The 14,229-nt window shown below is 61.1% G+C and carries 17 protein-coding genes; 8 read left to right on the top strand and 9 right to left on the bottom strand.

Features of this window, described 5'->3' with window-relative positions:
* Nucleotides 1-47 precede the first annotated feature (47 nt).
* On the top strand, nucleotides 48-827 hold the full coding sequence (locus D3870_RS05325; RefSeq protein WP_199710528.1) for an LLM class flavin-dependent oxidoreductase: 780 nt from the start codon (nucleotides 48-50) through the stop codon (nucleotides 825-827).
* Nucleotides 828-983 carry a hypothetical protein gene (locus D3870_RS22485; RefSeq protein ID WP_199710526.1) on the top strand — a complete coding sequence of 52 codons (156 nt, stop codon included), beginning with the start codon at nucleotides 828-830 and terminating at the stop codon, nucleotides 981-983. It begins immediately after the preceding gene.
* Nucleotides 984-1,159: 176 nt separating this feature from the next.
* Here D3870_RS22485 and D3870_RS05320 read toward each other — a convergent pair whose 3' ends face one another.
* Nucleotides 1,160-2,035 carry a LysR substrate-binding domain-containing protein gene (locus D3870_RS05320; protein WP_119737270.1) on the bottom strand — a complete coding sequence of 292 codons (876 nt, stop codon included), beginning with the start codon at nucleotides 2,033-2,035 and terminating at the stop codon, nucleotides 1,160-1,162.
* Between the two features lie 113 nt (nucleotides 2,036-2,148).
* Between D3870_RS05320 and D3870_RS05315 the strand changes: the two genes are divergently transcribed.
* The 3 genes from D3870_RS05315 to D3870_RS05305 are packed head-to-tail and all read left to right on the top strand — an operon-like array spanning nucleotide 2,149 to nucleotide 3,436.
* On the top strand, nucleotides 2,149-2,457 hold the full coding sequence (locus D3870_RS05315; protein WP_119737268.1) for a carboxymuconolactone decarboxylase family protein: 309 nt from the start codon (nucleotides 2,149-2,151) through the stop codon (nucleotides 2,455-2,457).
* A gap of 20 nt (nucleotides 2,458-2,477) precedes the next feature.
* Nucleotides 2,478-2,879: a tautomerase family protein gene (locus D3870_RS05310; RefSeq protein WP_119741721.1), complete on the top strand. Its 402-nt coding sequence runs from the start codon at nucleotides 2,478-2,480 to the stop codon at nucleotides 2,877-2,879.
* Nucleotides 2,876-3,436: a DUF4865 family protein gene (locus D3870_RS05305; RefSeq protein ID WP_119737266.1), complete on the top strand. Its 561-nt coding sequence runs from the start codon at nucleotides 2,876-2,878 to the stop codon at nucleotides 3,434-3,436. The genes D3870_RS05310 and D3870_RS05305 overlap by 4 nt, the downstream gene beginning before the upstream one ends.
* 277 nt (nucleotides 3,437-3,713) lie before the next feature.
* Here D3870_RS05305 and D3870_RS05300 read toward each other — a convergent pair whose 3' ends face one another.
* From D3870_RS05300 to D3870_RS05260, 8 genes are all read right to left on the bottom strand, one after another.
* A complete protein-coding gene (locus D3870_RS05300) occupies nucleotides 3,714-4,178 on the bottom strand; it encodes a carboxymuconolactone decarboxylase family protein (RefSeq protein ID WP_119737264.1) in 465 nt (154 codons plus the stop codon).
* A 195-nt stretch (nucleotides 4,179-4,373) separates the two neighbouring features.
* Nucleotides 4,374-5,675 (bottom strand): fumarylacetoacetase, encoded by a 1,302-nt coding sequence (gene fahA, locus D3870_RS05295; protein WP_119737262.1) that lies wholly within the window; start codon nucleotides 5,673-5,675, stop codon nucleotides 4,374-4,376.
* Nucleotides 5,672-6,970, bottom strand: coding sequence for a homogentisate 1,2-dioxygenase (gene hmgA / locus D3870_RS05290; protein ID WP_119737260.1), 1,299 nt, complete (start codon nucleotides 6,968-6,970; stop codon nucleotides 5,672-5,674). The genes fahA and hmgA overlap by 4 nt, the downstream gene beginning before the upstream one ends.
* Before the next feature lie 386 nt (nucleotides 6,971-7,356).
* Nucleotides 7,357-7,812, bottom strand: coding sequence for a MarR family winged helix-turn-helix transcriptional regulator (locus tag D3870_RS05280; protein WP_119741717.1), 456 nt, complete (start codon nucleotides 7,810-7,812; stop codon nucleotides 7,357-7,359).
* A 63-nt stretch (nucleotides 7,813-7,875) separates the two neighbouring features.
* Nucleotides 7,876-8,844 carry a Bug family tripartite tricarboxylate transporter substrate binding protein gene (locus D3870_RS05275; protein WP_242489872.1) on the bottom strand — a complete coding sequence of 323 codons (969 nt, stop codon included), beginning with the start codon at nucleotides 8,842-8,844 and terminating at the stop codon, nucleotides 7,876-7,878.
* Between the two features lie 253 nt (nucleotides 8,845-9,097).
* A protein-coding gene (locus D3870_RS05270; RefSeq protein WP_242489871.1) for an IS3 family transposase occupies nucleotides 9,098-10,284 on the bottom strand; the annotation gives its coding sequence in 2 pieces (ribosomal slippage) (nucleotides 9,098-10,008 and nucleotides 10,008-10,284; 1,188 coding nt in all).
* A gap of 131 nt (nucleotides 10,285-10,415) precedes the next feature.
* Nucleotides 10,416-10,595: a hypothetical protein gene (locus D3870_RS05265; protein ID WP_119737256.1), complete on the bottom strand. Its 180-nt coding sequence runs from the start codon at nucleotides 10,593-10,595 to the stop codon at nucleotides 10,416-10,418.
* Between the two features lie 22 nt (nucleotides 10,596-10,617).
* Nucleotides 10,618-12,255, bottom strand: coding sequence for an FAD-dependent oxidoreductase (locus tag D3870_RS05260; RefSeq protein WP_119741715.1), 1,638 nt, complete (start codon nucleotides 12,253-12,255; stop codon nucleotides 10,618-10,620).
* A gap of 576 nt (nucleotides 12,256-12,831) precedes the next feature.
* On the opposite strand from D3870_RS05260, the gene D3870_RS05250 reads away from it, so the two are divergent.
* The 3 genes from D3870_RS05250 to D3870_RS05240 are packed head-to-tail and all read left to right on the top strand — an operon-like array spanning nucleotide 12,832 to nucleotide 14,158.
* On the top strand, nucleotides 12,832-13,041 hold the full coding sequence (locus tag D3870_RS05250) for an energy transducer TonB (RefSeq protein ID WP_119737252.1): 210 nt from the start codon (nucleotides 12,832-12,834) through the stop codon (nucleotides 13,039-13,041).
* 2 nt (nucleotides 13,042-13,043) lie between these two features.
* Nucleotides 13,044-13,751 carry a MotA/TolQ/ExbB proton channel family protein gene (locus D3870_RS05245; protein ID WP_119737250.1) on the top strand — a complete coding sequence of 236 codons (708 nt, stop codon included), beginning with the start codon at nucleotides 13,044-13,046 and terminating at the stop codon, nucleotides 13,749-13,751.
* A complete protein-coding gene (locus D3870_RS05240; RefSeq protein WP_119737248.1) occupies nucleotides 13,751-14,158 on the top strand; it encodes an ExbD/TolR family protein in 408 nt (135 codons plus the stop codon). Before D3870_RS05245 ends, D3870_RS05240 begins: the two co-directional genes overlap by 1 nt.
* Nucleotides 14,159-14,229 lie beyond the last annotated feature (71 nt).

Here is a 14,229-nt window from a genome sequence, read left to right as displayed (position 1 = left end):
AACCGGACCTGTCCGGCTTCCAGGGTGGACTGATTCCATCCTTCCCGATGACGGACGAGCCATGGGTAATCTCGTCCTTCCTCGCACGCGAGACAAAAACCTTCCGCTTCATGATCCCGTTCCAGCCGGGCTTTCTGAATCCGGTGGTGGCGGCGCGCATGACCGCCACACTGCAACGCGCGATCGGCGGACGTGCGCTGTACAACGTCATCACCGGCGGTGGCGGCCCGGCACAGCTCTGGTGGGGCGACTCGGCGGGTCACGACGACCGCTACACCCGCACCACCGAATTCCTCGATGTCGTACGCGACGTGTGGAACGGCGGCCCCTTCTCCTATCAAGGCAAGTTCTATCAGGTCGAGAATGCCGGCCTGCCCGATCCGCTGTCGCTGGAGGAATTCCCGGAAATCTATTTCTCCGGCTCGTCCGACGCGGCGCTGGCCTCGGCATCGAAGCATGCCGACCATTACCTGACCTGGCTGGAGCCCTTCGATGCGCTGCGCAAGAAGTTCCGCCGCGTGAAGGAAAGGACCGAAGTGCTGGGCCGCAAGATCAAGTGTGCAGTGCGCGTCGATATCGTCGCCCGCCCGACGGAAGAAGAAGCATGGACGGAAGTGCGGCGCGGTTTCGAACAGATCGACAAGGCCACGCTGGAGAACTTTTTCGGCAATGGCGCGGGCGATTCCGTCGGCGCGAGCCGTCAGCGCGCCAACCGCCCGACCACGATCAACAGCTACAGGGATTTGATCATCGAACCGAACGTCTGGTCCGGCTTCAGCCTGCTGCACGGCGGTCAGACGCAAGGCATCGTCGGCAGCTACCAGTAGGTGGCGGAACGGCTCGATGAACTGGTGCAATTGGGTGCCGATGCCTTCATCCTGGCGGGCACGCCGCATCTGGAAGAAGCCTATCGGGTCGGCGAAGAAGTGTTGCCGCTGGTGCGGAGACATGAAAGCACACAAGTGTTGCGTGCAGTCGGATAGTCTTTCAGTGAAATCGGGGCGCAGCTGATACTTGCTGCGCCACGTATTTTTTACTGTCCTGTAAATCTACAGTGAATGTGATTTAACTTGATGAGTCGTGTCGGAGTTCGTTGCGACTTCAACATGATCCGATAGTCTGGGTTCGGCCAATAGCGGCCCTTTACCAAGAGCCGCTATCAAGCCGAAACGCTTTCGCGGATGTCGGCTGCCAGCAATGCACATGTCTCGTCAGGTTCCGCCTCCAAACGATGAAGTACAAGGCCGACCTTCGGCAACGCCGGCAAGCCGTACTCTGCGGCCGGCAGCGTGCGCAAATTGTTCCTCAGTCCGAATCCCGTCCGCACCGTCACGCCCAGCCCGGCGGCGACTGCCGCCCATACGGCCCCGAGGCTGTGGCTCGTGAACGCAAGCCGCCACGGAATGCCGGCACGATCCAGCGCCTCGGTCGCGATCGTGCGCATGAGGCAGGGCGCGTCGAATGCCACCAAGGGCAGTGGCATACTTTGGTCTCTCCACGATTCGGGGCGTGCGTCCGCAGGCCCGATCCACTGCAGTTGGTAGCGCCCCACTTCTTCCATGTGCGGCGTGTCCTGCGCTCCTTGCCATGTCAGCGCGAGGTCGAGCCGGCCGCCCATCATGTCGGACACCAGCTCCGCATTGCGTGCCACTTTCGCCTCGATGCGTACACCCGGGTGGCTGCGCGCGAAACGGCCAAGCACAGCGGGCAGCAAATGCTCACCGAAATCTTCCTGCAATCCGAGGCGCACGGATCCTTCGAGTCCGGCGACACCGACAGCCATTGCTGCTTCGTCGTTTAGTTCGAGCATCCGCCGCGCATAGCCGAGCATGACTTCGCCGGCATCCGTCAATGCCATGCCGCGGCCAGACCTGCGCAGGAGCGCGATCCCGGCCTGGTCTTCGAGCTTCTTCAATTGCGCACTGACCGCAGACGTCGATCGCCCAAGCCGGTCCGCTGCCTTGGCGAAGCTGCCAAGCTCCATCCCGACCGCAAAGCTCCTCAAGGCATCCAGGTCGAAGTTGACTCGCCGCATTTAATCATCCCGAAAAACTGAAATGTCTGTTTAAAAAATCCCGATTTTCGAAATGATCATCGCGCCATATACTGCCATTGTCAATCAAGTCATTCACACGAGGAGAAAGCGCTATGACTTCAATGGTGGGGCTGGGGCAGAAGGCATTCGGACACGTTGTGCCGAAGCTGGCCGAGGTGACTGACAACGTGCTGTTCGCCGATATCTGGGAGCGGCCCGGTTTGTCGAAGCGCGACCGCAGCCTAATTACGGTGGCCGCGCTTGTCTCGCTGTACCGGCTCGAACAGTTGCCCTTCCACCTTGCCAAGGCGCTCGAGAACGGGTTGACGCACGAGGAGCTGGCCGAGGCTGTCACACATCTCGCGTTCTATGCCGGATGGCCCGCAGCCGCTAGCGCCGTGAGTCTGATCGACAAAATGTGAACTTTTTCAAGGAGGTCAACATGCCAATGGCTCGTATTTCGCTACTCAAGGGGAAGCCTCAGTCATACGTGAAGGCATTGTCGGACGGCGTCCATCGCGCGATGGTCGAGGCGTTCGACGTACCGCCCGACGACCGCTTCCAAGTCATACATCAGCATGAACTGGAAGAGCTCGTGTTCGACAGGAATTACATGGGTGGACCGCGCTCGGACAACTATGTGCTGATCTGCATTACGGCCGGCAAGCCGCGCAGCACGTCGATGAAGGAAGCCTTCTATCGCCGTCTGACCGAAGTGCTCGCCGAATCGCCTGGCATCCGTCCGGAAGATGTCATGGTCATCATCAACATGACGAGTTTCGACGGCTGGTCATTTAGTGGCAGCGTCGCGGCGCTGTTCCCGCAGCAGGAGGTTACACAATGATCGCGATGCAATACAGTCTCTTGCTGCCGGCCGATTACGACATGGGCACCATCGACCGGCGCATCGCCGAGCGCGGTCATTTGACGGATGGCTTTCCCGGCCTGGCGTTCAAGGCCTATCTGCACGCAAGAAAACAGGGCATGCCTTCGACCTCTGACAACCTGTACGCGCCTTTCTATCTCTGGAATACGACCGAAGGCATGAACGAATTCCTGTGCGGCCCCGGTTTTCTGGGCCTCACTCAATCGTTCGGCTGGCCATCGGTGCGCACCTGGTCGGTGTGGCATGCGGAGATGTCGCAAGAGGTCGCACGGGCGCAGTATGCGATGCGCGAAACGGTGTTGATTACGCCGCATGCGGATCTTTCCTCATTGCGTCGTGTCGAAAGCGAACGTTCGAGGGAACTGCTATCGAGCCGCGACATTCTTGCAACCGTCGCCGGCTTCGAGCCGACGAGCTGGAGCCTGGTTCGGTTCCAGCTCTGGAGCAAAATACCAGACCGGCCATTGGACGGACAGGCGCAAATCTATGGCGTCGGCCACGTGTCGACCGGTTGAGCAATAGCTCCTGAGTTCCGTGATGGGTGGAAAAGCCGCTCAGTATCTATGGTCAATTTCCTTGGTGAGAATTCAAGCGGCATTTCATCGAGATGCTTCCAATTCCGCTGGCGAGCACGCTTGTATATATCATTTTGCGGCGGTGAATCATGGGCTCGACATTTGATTCGGGATGACTGCTGTCGGGCGGAGAGAAAGACCGCTTTGGGTCGAAACCGGACCTACCGAATCTGACACATCCTGTCAGATCGAATCACGATTTATTCATTAAAGGTATTTACGCCGGTATCTGCGGAGAAAAGCGATACCCCATCGCGATCCTGTTCCATGCATTGATGTTGGCGATGGCCGCCGTCAAATGCGCCAGCTCGACTTCCGAAAATTGCTCGCGGACTTCGCCATACACATCGTCCGGGCTGCCTCGCCGTGCCACGTCCGTTAGCACTTCCGTCCACTTGAGCGCCGCTTGTTCCCGCGCCGTGTAGATGCCCGCCTCTCTCCATACCGCTACCATGTCCAGCTTGCTCGCCGCCACACCGAGCTTGCGCGCGATGTTGAGATGGAATTGCACGCAGAACGCGCAACCATTGATCTGCGACGCGCGTATTTTGATCAGTTCGGTCAGATCCTTGTCGAGTCCTGACTGGGACACGGCCTTGCCCATCTCGCTCAGTGCTGCACTGACCGCCGGCGCGATCCGGGTGAAATCGTTGTACTCCATGCGGGCATGGGATGTCGTCATAGGGTTCTCCGTCGGATTGTGAAGTTACTGCATCGCAACTATAGCCGACGTGGCCGGCGGGGGATCGGGAAACCGGTGGTCGCATTACTGATTTTCCCTTCCCCGGCCGGGATGGGGATAGGTTTTGATTCCACCGGTCCAAACCCATCCCCACCCTACCCCTCCCCTTGAAGGGGAGGGAATCCTTCGCCAAATCTATGCCACCACCGTCCCGGCCACTTCACCCAGGCCAATGCGGGCTGCACCGGCAGCTTCGCAGTAGCCGCGCAGGATGACCGTGTCGCCGTCCGCGAGGAAGGTACGGCTTTCACCATTGGGAAGCTGGATTGCCTGCTTGCCGCCCTGGGTGAGTTCCAGCAGCGAGCCGGCCTGATCCGCTTGCGGGCCCGACATGGTTCCCGAGCCGAACAAATCGCCGGGCCGCAGGTTGCAGCCGTTGACCGTGTGGTGCGCAAGCAGCTGTGCCAGCGTCCAGTACGCGCTTTCGCGGAAATTCGCTTGCGACAGCCGGACCGGCGCCTGCCCGGCCTTGCGCATGGCAGCGGTTTGCAGCCATGCTTCGAGCGTGATGTTGACGGCGCCGCGGTCGCGGTTTTGTTGTGAATCGAGATAAGGTAAAGGCTGCGGCTCGCCTGCCTCGCGCGTGAATTCGCAACGGAAGGGTTCGAGTGCTTCCATCGTCACGATCCAGGGGGAAATCGTCGTCGCGAAATTCTTTGCAAGGAAGGGGCCGAGCGGCTGATATTCCCATGCCTGCACATCGCGTGCCGACCAGTCATTCAGCAGGCCGATGCCGAACAGATGCTGCTCCGCCTGCTCCATGCCCACGGATTCGCCGGGCGCATTGCCCTGGCCTACAAAGATGCCAAGTTCGAGTTCATAGTCGAGCCGCTTGCTGGAGCCGAACAGCGGTGTGTCGCCCTCGCCCTTGATCTGGCCGCGCGGGCGGCGGAACGACTGGCCGCTCACGCCGATGGAGGAACTGCGGCCGTGATAGCCGATCGGTACCCATTTGTAGTTGGGCAGCAGCGGGTTGTCGGGACGGAACAGCTTGCCGACTGTGGTCGCGTGGTGGATGCCGGCGTAGAAATCGGTGTAGTCGCCGATCTCGCAGGGGACCGAGAACTCGGCCTGCGCTTGCGGCAGCAGACAGGCTTCAAGCTGCGCCTGCGCCTTGCTGCCTTCACGCAATGCCTGCGACAGCGCCGCACGCAGTCCGCGCCAGACCGACGGACCTTGCGCCATGAAGGCATTCAGGTCGCCGGCCGTCAGCGATGCGAGCGATGACTGCACTGCCGCTTCCCATACCGTCTTCCCGAAGGCGAGTTTCAGGTCGAGTATCTGGTCGCCGATCGCGATGCCGATGCGCCAGCTTTCCTGCGTGCCCGCACGGCGGAAGCGGCCGTAGGGCAGGTTCTGTATCGGGAAATCGGTGCCGGCTGCGTTCGCCGATGCGACCCAGCTGCGCAGGTCGGGATCATTGGTTGGGTTGTTCATGCCTGCTCCTTGAAATTGTCTTTGAGGTTGGCCCAGCAGCTCGCGTAACCGCTGTCCAGCGCACCGCCGTTCAGTGCAAATTCCGTCGCGTGGAAACGCCAGCGGCTTTCGAACATGAAGGCCAGTGTGTCGTCGAGCTTGCGCGGCGCCAGTGCGGCACTGCTCGCGGCATCGAACGCTTCGGCATCGGGTCCGTGCGGCACCATGCAGTTGTGCAGGCTCATGCCGCCCGGCTTGAATCCCTCCGGCTTGGCGTCGTACTGGCCTTGCACCAGGCCCATGAATTCGCTCATCACGTTGCGGTGGTACCAGGGCGGACGGAAGGTATCCTCGGCCACCATCCAGCGCGGCGGGAAGATCACGAAGTCGCAGTTCGCGGTGCCTGCCGTGTCGCTCGGCGAGGTCAGCACCGTGAAGATCGACGGGTCCGGATGATCGAAACTGATCGAACCGATGGTCATGAAATGTTTGGTGTCGTATTTGAACGGCACCAGGTTGCCGTGCCACGCGACGACATTGAAGGGCGAACTCTTTGCCGGCGCGCTCCACAGCGCGCCGTTGTATTTCTTGATGAGACGGTATGGCGTCCCTTCCTTTTCATGGGCCGCTACGGGGGCGAGGAAGTCTCGCGCGTTCGCCAGGCCATTGCTGCCGATCGGTCCGAGTTCCGGCAGTCGGAAATGCGCGCCATAGTTTTCGCATACATAACCACGCGACGGTCCATCGACCGCCACCTTGAACGCCATGCCGCGCGGCAGCAGTGCAATCTCGCCGGGCGCGACTTCCAGCATGCCAAGTTCCGTCGTGATGGTGAGCGTGCCCTGCTGCGGCACCAGCAGCATTTCGCCGTCGGCATTGACGAAGGCACTGTCGGTCATCGAGCGATTGGCGAGGTACAGATGCGCGGCCATGCCGGTTTGCGCATCGGGGTCGCCATTGACGACGACGGTGCGCAAGCCCTGCACGAAGTCGGTCTCTTGTTCCGGCACGTCGACCGGGTGCCAGCGCAAGGGATCGGGCGGCGTTGCCACACCGTCTTTCGCGCCCGTCTTCAGATATGGCTGCGGCAGCGGCTGGTAAGCGCCGATTACCACGGAGGGCTGGCGGCGGTACATCCAGGTGCGCAGGTTCTCGGCGCGTGGCGCGGTGAAGGCGGTGCCGGACAGCAGCTCGGCGTACAGACCATGTGCGACGCGCTGCGGGCTGTTGCGACCGATCGGTAATGCGCCCTCGACCGCCTCGCTGGCGAACTGGTTGCCGAAGCCGGACTGATAGTTCAGATTTGGATTACTCACCGGATTACTCCTGTTCGTGTGTTGTTCCGTATTGCTCGGAAGTCAGAAATCAAGACGACGATCGCGCCGTCTCCTCCCCCTTCAAGGGGGAGGGTGTAGCAGGGAATTCGGACGGCATGCCGTCCACCTGCGGAACGAGCTGCGCTTACCAGCGCAGGTGCGCCCTGCAAGGGGGAGGGGGATGGGTTTCATGCTCCGGCTTTCAACCCATCCCCCCTTGCAGGGCGCACAGAGGCTTGCAAGCCTCTGTTGTTCCGCAGGCGAGGAGCATGCTCCTCGAAACCCCTGTGTCACCCCTAACCCTCCCCTTGAAGGGGAGGGAACATGAAAGTACTTCGCAGCCCAGGTTACCGACTTCCGTGTTTATTCCGCTTTTGTTCCGTATCTCATTCACTGTCGTCGATCGCTTCGCCCGTGCCTGCCTGCGCGTACGCGATCATGCGGTCGAACATTTCGCTGAGTTGCTTCTGTTCGGTTGTGCTCAGGCAACCGAAAATCTCCGCATTGCGCCGTGCGACCACCTGCATCACGCGTTCCCACACTTGCGCGCCCTTGCGGGTCAGCGTCAACACGACGCCGCGCCCGTCCGTCTCGCTGGCCTCTTTCTGCACCAGCGCCTTTTCGACCAGGGTTTGGGCGGCGCGGCTTGCCTGTCCCTTGTTGAGGTTTGCGCGTTGCGCGAGATCATTGATCGACAAGGGCGCGAACGAGCCAATCGCCGACAGGCAGCGTCCTTCGCTCATCGGCAGGCCGGCATCCTCAAGATAGGCGCGCTGGCTCTCGCGGTCGCTCAGCTTGTGCAGCAGGTGCAGCCGGTACGTCATGGTGCGGTCGAGCCGCATGCCGCTGCCGGCGGCGGTGGCCGCCACGGCCCGCTTCGAGGATGCGTTGCTCGCGCCCATCGTTCAGTCGAGCGTGATGCCGCTGGCGCGAATGACCTTGCCCCACTTCTCGCGCTCGGCCTTCGCATAGTCGGCCATCTGCTGCGGCGTGCTGGGGATGGCTTCCAGGCCGAGCGTCTGGAAACGCGCCTTCACCGTGTCCGACTCGATTGCCTTGACCAATGCCTTGTTCAGTGTGTTCACGATGTCCTGCGGCGTCTTCACCGGCACAACCATGCCCTGCCATGCATAGGCTTCAAAGCCCTTGATGCCTTGCTCGGAGAGCGTCGGGATGGCGTCGAAGTTCTTGACGCGCGCCGCACTGGCGATGCCGATCGCACGCAGCTTGCCCGCAGTGATGTGCGGAGCGCCGGTGGCGCTGTCGACGAACATGAAAGGCACCTGTCCGCCGATCACGTCCTGCACCGCCGGCGCTGCGCCGCGGTAAGGCACATGGCTCAATTTCAGGCCGCTGACCTGGCTGAACAGCTCGGTCGCGAGATGGTGCGGGCTGCCTGCGCCAGGCGTGCCGTAGTTGACCGGATTGGGCTGCGCCTTGGCCCAGGCGATGAATTCCTTGAGGTCTTTCGCCGGTACCTGGGGATTGACTACCAGAATCATCGGAAAGCGCGCCATCAAGCCGACGGGCGCGAAGTCCTTTTCCGCGTTGTATCCCAGCTTGCTGTAAAGAAAAGGATTGGCCGCGAGCGTGGCCGTGTCGGCGGTCAATACCACGTGACCATCCGCCTTCGCCTTCGCCGCGTAATCCGCACCGATATTGGTGGCCGCACCCGGCTTGTTGTTGATGATGATCTGCTGGCCGAGCGTCTTGCTCATTTCCGCCGCAATCACGCGCGCCACGACATCGGATCCGCCGCCGGCCGCATAAGGCACAACCCACTCGATAGTCTGGTTGGGGAAGGCGAAAGCGGCAAGCGGCAGCGCGAGGCCGAGGACGGTGAAAGCGCGGCGGCTCATTCTGGAAAGATTCATTGTTGTCTCCTGTTTTATGTAGTTGAGGGGGGTAAATGGTTAAGAGCGTCTAACAAAATGAAGCGAAGCGGTTCTGAGTAGGGTTGAGCAGGGAATTCGGGCAGCCTGCTGCCCGCCTGCCAAACGGCACTGGCATGCAAGCCTGTGCGCGCCCTGCAAGGGCGCCGCCGCGGACAGTACAAACTGTACGGCAAGGGCGAAGCAGGGAATTCGCAAAGCATGCTTTGCGCCTGCGTAGCAGCCTTTGTAGTGGTCAAGTATTTTCAGACACCCCGATAGGTAAAATTGCGGCCATTTTCTGTTCATAAGCGGCGGGTGGCAGATAACCCAAGGTTGAATGCAAACGGGTGCAGTTGTAAAAGCTGACGATGTAATCGGCGATGTCGCGTTGGGCCTCGCCATGATTGGCATAATCGCGCTGCCATACCCGTTCCATTTTCAAGTTCAGGAAGAAGCGCTCCATCACGGCATTGTCCCAACAATTGCCCTTGCGGCTCATGCTGCAGACGATGCCGTGCTGCTCAAGCAGCGCCTGGTACCCCAGACTTGCATACTGGCTTCCCCGGTCTGAATGCAGCAGCAATCCGCGCGGCGGCTGGCGTTGTTGCAGTGCCATGCATAACGCCGACGCGACCAGTTCGGCCGGCATGGTCGGTGCCATCGCCCAGCCCACCACTTTGCGCGAGAACAGATCCATCACGGCGGCCAGATACAGCCAGCCTTGCCGGGTGCGCACATAGGTAATGTCCGACACCCAGGCGCGATTCGGCGCGGCCACGTCGAATTGGCGATCCAGCACATTGTCCGCCACCGGCAACGCGTGCCTGCTGTCGGTGGTGTGGATGAACTTGCGCTTCCACACAGGGCGTACTGCGGCCTCCCGCATCAAGCGCCGCACGCGGTAGCGGCCAATGATCACGCCTTGCGCTTGCAACGCGCGACACAGGCGACGGCTGCCGTAAGACTTGCCGCTGGCAACAAAGGCCGCCTTGAGCTGAACGCTGGCGACGACGTCGGCCTTGCGCTCGCCACGCCGCCGATGTTGATAGTAACCGGCACGGCTGACCGCCAATACCCGGCATGCCTGCTGGACAGGAACGGCCTTCTGTTGCAACTGATGAATCAGGCGATAAGTCATTTCAGTTCGCGCGCAAAGAAGGCCGAGGCTTTTTTTAATAGGTCGTTATCCGCGCGTAATTGACGGTTCTCGGCTTCCAACTGGCGGATGCGTTGCTGCTCCGCCGTCAGCGGCTTGCCGATACCCGGCTGGCCTTCCAACTCGGCTTCATGCTGCTTGATCCAGCGTCGTACGACTGAGTCCACCAGGTCCATGCTCTGGCAAACATGGACAATGCTCAAACCCTGGTCTTTTACCATCCGCACCACTTCCAGCTTGAAGTTCGCGTCGAAGTCCCGGCGCTCCCTGCGTTTCTTGTTCATATAACTCCCTCGATAGGTGAATGATCCACCTATCGAGGTGTCTGTGTAAATTAGACCACTACACTTGGCTTGCCAGCCAAGGTGCGCCCTGCAAGGGGCGCAACACCCTCAGAATCATTTTGTTAGACGCTCTAAACAAGGGCCAGCCGTTCGGCCTGCGCAATGAGGGGCAGTACGGCCTCGGCGTCGCTCTGGCGGGCAAGCAGCGCCAGACTGAAGGTCGCGAGAAACAATGCGGCCTTGTCTTCGCCCACTTGCGCCAGCGCGTTGCTGAGTGCGGTATAGGCGCGATCGAGATCGTGGTCGGTCATGAGGAATCTCCAGGGGCGAAACTTACAGAGTGGCGGCAAGCGCGCGTTGCAATTGATACGGTGCAAGAGCGGCGGCGACTTCCGCCCAGTCAGGCGAGCGCCAACGACCCAGCACATAGCCGTCGGGACGAATCAGGTACAGCGTTCCTTCCTGCGCATCATAACGGTCCCAGGCTTGACCGAGGTAGTCGATCAGGGTTTGCTCATCGGCATTGCCGCTACGCAAGATGCGAATGATGTCGACGCTAGTCGCCATTTGCGCGAGCGGCGGCAGTTCGCGCTGATCACTGAAATACAGCGCGACAAAGCCGCGGCCGAAACGCTCGGTGAGATATCCTGCGCCGTCAACTGTTTGCACTGCCGCTTCCGGCGCAATATCGCCAGGACCTGCGCCGGCACACGCGCCGCCATTGAACGCATCGTCCTGCGCGGCCACGTTCAGCGGTGAAGCAACATAGCGGATCGGCGTGGACTGGCGCGGGTTCACCAGTTGACGCACTCGCTCATCCTCGCCGGCCAGGCGCAGCGCCGCCTCGCGCATCAGCGTGAAACCGAAGTTGGGCGGCGCCATGAACTCGGTGCTCTTCGCACCATAGGCGAGGTTCTCGCGCGTCGCATGCACGCGTTCCGCCGAATAGGAATCGAGCAAGGCATCGTCGGCATGGCCTTGCGATACGAGTGCCAGTTTCCACGCAAGATTGGCCGCGTCATCGAGGCCGGAGTTGAGGCCGCGCACGCCGAAGATCGGGACCAGATGCGCGGCGTCGCCAGCAAACAGCACGCGTCCGTGGCGGTAGCTGTCCAGCGTCAGGCACTTCGCGTTATAGATGGATATCCACAACGGCTTCCACGGCGCGGTCTCGCCGATCATGTCGAGATGGCTTTGCACGCGCGGCAGCACGTTCTCCGGCTTGACCGCTTCCGCCGGATCTTCGTCATCGCGGATTTGATAATCGATGCGCCATACGTTGTCCGGCTGGCGGTGCATCAGGATGGTGGAACCGGGGTTGGAAGGCGGATCAAACCAGGCAAGACGCTCCACTTCGCGTTTCGTGTCCTGCTCGATATCAACGATCACGTAGCGGCCTTCGTACTGCATCCCGCGCAATTGCAGGCCCAGCTTGTCGCGCACCGTGCTGCGTCCGCCATCGCAGGCCACCAGCCACGCCGCGCGCAAGGTTTCGCGCGTGCCGTCGGCCGCTTCCACCTCGGCCTCGACGCCGTCCGATCCCTGCCGCACTTCCACCACTCTGGTGGACCAGCGCACATCGCAAAGACCGGCACGGCGCTGCATCGCCTCGTGTGCGTACTGCTCGATGTAGTACTGCTGAATATTGACCATCGGCGCGAAACGCTCGGTGTGTTCGCTGGGCATGCGGAAATGCAGAACCTCGTCATGGCGGAAGTAGCTGCGCCCTCCTGCCCAGGACAAGCCTTTCTCGACCAGCTGCCGATCGGCGCCGATCAGACCGAGGATTTCCTGGGAACGGCGCGAGATGCAGATCGCGCGGCTGCCGCTGCAATACCCGTCATCGGCCTCGATCACCAGCGAGGCCACGCCATGTTCGGCCAGCAGTGCAGCCAGCGTGAGCCCGACCGGCCCGCCACCGGCGATCAGCACCGGCAATCCGGCGGGTTTGGAAGAAGATGAAAGAGGCATCATCACGCATCTCAAAATAATCGTTGTGCGCACAACTATATGCCCTCATCGTTGCGCGCGCAACCAAAATTTTCCTTGATGTTAGCTGCCTTTCCATGCGGCATTCTTCCTTGTTTTCGCTGCCTGAATTTGCGTGGCCGAAGACATCCTTTCCTTGACGTCGGTGACCGGTATCTCCACAGATTTCATGCAGGACACCGTCTGACAGGAGCGACGAGCCTGTGTTGACGACGCTGCAGAATGCACCGTTTCATCTGCTGTAATTTCAACAGTTGCTGCGTGCGCGTTACAACAAGCGGCCGTAGTCCAACCACCGCGCATCCGCCGAAATTCCGCTCCGTATAAGGGCTTCCAGCGCATCGATACCCGCCTTCCACACATGGCACACCCTTTGCGGAAAGAAACTTGCATGGGCCGCCGCGCACAGCGCAGGATATATGGCTCGCATTTTCTTCTTGATAAAGGTCATGGACATGACTGGAACAGTGGAAGCAGCAAAGCATCCGACGGACAAGCCGGCGGCAGAAAAACAACTCAACGACGAGGTGCTGGCATTCGTGGAGAAAACGCGAACAGATGGGCATCGAGGGCAAGGTGATCCTGCGCGTGCTGGCCAGCGGCAAGCACGCGCAGGTGGAACTGCAGACCAGCAGCGGCCGCAAGATGCTGGACGAAGCGGCCATCGCCGCCGTCCATGGCTGGCTTTTCGCGCCCGCCAAACGCGGACAACCCCCCATCGAAGGCTGGGCCACCGTCCCGGTCGAATTCAAACTTGAAAGGTCGTGAACATGTCTATCGTGAACACCACTGCAATCGTCGACGGCACCCTCTGGTCGCTGGTCGCATTTTCCGTCGCCACCTGGACGCTGATCCTCGTCAAGGGCATCCAGCACCTGCGCCTGGGCGGCCAGAACCGGCGCTATCTGCGGCTGTTCTGGAGCGCGAAGGATTTCCAGGCCGCCGCCGATCTCGGCAATGGCGAAAGCGCGACCGGCCCGGCCGCGCGGCTGGCCAACGCAGGCTTCGGCGCATTGCGCGCCGCCGTATCGACGCATGATCTGGAACATTCCGGCGACCGCCAGGAATTGCTGGAGCGCCATCTGCGCCAGCAGATTCACAAGGAGCGCCGCTCGCTGGAAAGCGGCCTCGCGGTACTGGCAAGCATCGGCAGCACCGCGCCCTTCGTCGGCCTCTTCGGCACGGTGTGGGGCATCATGCATGCGCTCACCGACATCAGCCGCACCGGCTCCGCCAGTCTCTATGTGGTCGCCGGTCCCATCGGTGAAGCATTGGTCGCGACCGGCATCGCCGCCGCGGTGCCCGCCGTGCTCGCCTACAACTTCTTTTCGCGCCGCCTGAAACTGGTGTGGGCGGATCTCGACGACTTCGCCGCCGACTTCATCAATCTCGCCCAGCGCGCCACATTCCGCATCGAACGCCCGGCCGCAGTCAGGAACGACGCCGTCGTCAGCATATCCAAAGAGGTATTCGCATAATGGCTTTCTCCACCCAAAACGACGACAACGACGTCATCAGCGAGATCAACATCACCCCGCTGGTCGACGTGATGCTCGTGCTCCTCGTCGCCTTCATCGTCACCGCGCCGCTGATGACCAATGCCGTCAAGGTCAATCTGCCCAAGACCGCGACCACGCAAGCGCCGGAAAACAGGAGGCCGGTGAGCGTGACGGTTGATGCTGCCTCGAAGGTCTATCTGGACCGCAAGGAGATCGGTGCGGAGGCGCTGGGAACAGAGTTAAAGGCGCTACGCACCGATAACCCGGAACTCACGTTGCATCTGCAGGCGGACCAGGATGTGCCTTACAAGTCGGTCGCGAAGGTAATGGCAGTGATCGAGCGCGCGGGGGGCACGCGACTTGCCGTCATTACGGCAAGTCAGTAACTCGAAAGTCCCGGCAAGGCGTGTTGCCTCAGACGGTACAGGTGGCAAGGCAACACAACGTGTCCGGGGCG

Origin of the sequence: Noviherbaspirillum cavernae, from assembly GCF_003590875.1 — a bacterium.
In the GTDB taxonomy this organism is placed as follows: domain Bacteria; phylum Pseudomonadota; class Gammaproteobacteria; order Burkholderiales; family Burkholderiaceae_D; genus Noviherbaspirillum; species Noviherbaspirillum cavernae.
Note: the sequence above shows the minus strand (reverse complement) of the source record. Positions and strands in the feature narration are given on the sequence as shown.

Coding starts and splice junctions, on each gene's coding strand:
- D3870_RS05320 (WP_119737270.1), bottom strand. CDS start 2,035: ATGCGGCGAGTCAACTTCGACCTGGATGCCTTGAGGAGCTTTGCGGTC.
- D3870_RS05280 (WP_119741717.1), bottom strand. CDS start 7,812: ATGCGGCTCGACCGCACCATGACGTACCGGCTGCACCTGCTGCACAAG.
- D3870_RS05300 (WP_119737264.1), bottom strand. CDS start 4,178: ATGACGACATCCCATGCCCGCATGGAGTACAACGATTTCACCCGGATC.
- D3870_RS05240 (WP_119737248.1), top strand. CDS start 13,751: ATGGCTTTCTCCACCCAAAACGACGACAACGACGTCATCAGCGAGATC.
- D3870_RS05265 (WP_119737256.1), bottom strand. CDS start 10,595: ATGACCGACCACGATCTCGATCGCGCCTATACCGCACTCAGCAACGCG.
- D3870_RS05245 (WP_119737250.1), top strand. CDS start 13,044: ATGTCTATCGTGAACACCACTGCAATCGTCGACGGCACCCTCTGGTCG.
- D3870_RS05250 (WP_119737252.1), top strand. CDS start 12,832: ATGGGCATCGAGGGCAAGGTGATCCTGCGCGTGCTGGCCAGCGGCAAG.
- D3870_RS05305 (WP_119737266.1), top strand. CDS start 2,876: ATGATCGCGATGCAATACAGTCTCTTGCTGCCGGCCGATTACGACATG.
- D3870_RS05260 (WP_119741715.1), bottom strand. CDS start 12,255: ATGCCTCTTTCATCTTCTTCCAAACCCGCCGGATTGCCGGTGCTGATC.
- D3870_RS05275 (WP_242489872.1), bottom strand. CDS start 8,844: ATGAATCTTTCCAGAATGAGCCGCCGCGCTTTCACCGTCCTCGGCCTC.
- D3870_RS05310 (WP_119741721.1), top strand. CDS start 2,478: ATGCCAATGGCTCGTATTTCGCTACTCAAGGGGAAGCCTCAGTCATAC.
- fahA (WP_119737262.1), bottom strand. CDS start 5,675: ATGAACAACCCAACCAATGATCCCGACCTGCGCAGCTGGGTCGCATCG.
- D3870_RS05315 (WP_119737268.1), top strand. CDS start 2,149: ATGACTTCAATGGTGGGGCTGGGGCAGAAGGCATTCGGACACGTTGTG.
- D3870_RS05325 (WP_199710528.1), top strand. CDS start 48: ATGACGGACGAGCCATGGGTAATCTCGTCCTTCCTCGCACGCGAGACA.